Source organism: Dolichospermum sp. UHCC 0259, assembly GCF_009711935.1.
Taxonomy (GTDB): Bacteria; Cyanobacteriota; Cyanobacteriia; order Cyanobacteriales; family Nostocaceae; genus Dolichospermum.
This window is the reverse complement of record NZ_VIKX01000287.1, coordinates 1-974: the sequence shown is the minus strand read 5'-3', so window position 1 is coordinate 974 and position 974 is coordinate 1. Positions and strand designations below refer to the sequence as shown.

The following is a 974-nucleotide window of genomic DNA, read 5'->3' as shown; positions in this document are numbered from 1 at the left end:
CAGGTATTCAAGTTGGTAAAAAAGGGCGTATTCCTACAACTTCTTGGTTTGCTTCTCTGCTGCTAGAACCGGAATTTGCCAAAGCTTCTTTACCAAAGATTGCTGAATTAGTTCCTACTAGCGTTTTTACAGGACAGATTCGCAGTACAACTATTATCTCCTATCTGTCAGAACCGAGAGCAATAAGATTAGGAGAATGGGAAATAGATATGGTTGCTACTCGCGTTTTAGTTGACCGCACTACTGGTAGAGATGAACGTATTCCTTTCAATCGCACATTTACAGTCCAAGCAGTGGAAATTCCCCGTTCTCCGTTAGGAAAAGATGCCCCGTTGGTAGAACAGAAAATTTATGAAATGCGCTCATCTGGACTGCAAATCATTAGAACGGTTGAATTTAATCCTCAGCAACGACGTTAAGTGATTCCATAAAATCGGTGCTGAATTTTATTTTGTAATTGAGTCAATAAAGGAGGTGGATTTAAAAAATCTTGGTGTTGTTGAATTAGTGTAAGAAATTGGAATAAGTAGGTGAACACAATAAAACCAATCTGTGTAAAGAAAAGTAAAATCTCCCAAAACTTCTTCACTCTTGCCTTTTGTCTTACCATAACGATAATTTTCAACGCCAACCTATTTATCAAGTTCTCTGGCTTTAATTTATGGCTTACGCCATATCAAGTTACGCTATCCAAATTATTACCTTAGTGCGATTGCGTGAGGCTAATTCATATTTCAATTATGCAAAGCTGAAACTTTGATGATTTGAAAATTATTTTCGTGAATTTACTCAAAATTACTTGCACCATTAATCAAGGAAAAAATTAAAATCATGGACAATTCGTATCAAAATCATTCAAATCAAAATGAAGAATTTGACCTTCACGAAAATTCTGCTGATTCTTCTCTAGAATCCCATACTAAGAGGGTGTTTGAAAAGTCGGTGAGTGAGTAAAAAAGCTCTCCCAGTGTAAG

The 974-nt window shown here is 36.2% G+C and carries 1 protein-coding gene and 1 pseudogene; both read left to right on the top strand.

Annotation, left to right across the window (positions count from 1 at the left end):
- A pseudogene (locus tag FJR05_RS23755) lies at positions 1–419 on the top strand (hypothetical protein); the annotation flags it as partial.
- Positions 420–831: 412 nt separating this feature from the next.
- Positions 832–954, top strand: coding sequence for a hypothetical protein (locus FJR05_RS27720; RefSeq protein ID WP_256376210.1), 123 nt, complete (start codon positions 832–834; stop codon positions 952–954).
- Positions 955–974: the final 20 nt, after the last annotated feature.

Bases quoted from the DNA above. Each gene is read 5' to 3' on its own strand.
- FJR05_RS27720 (WP_256376210.1), top strand. From the start codon at position 832: ATGGACAATTCGTATCAAAATCATTCAAATCAAAATGAAGAATTTGAC.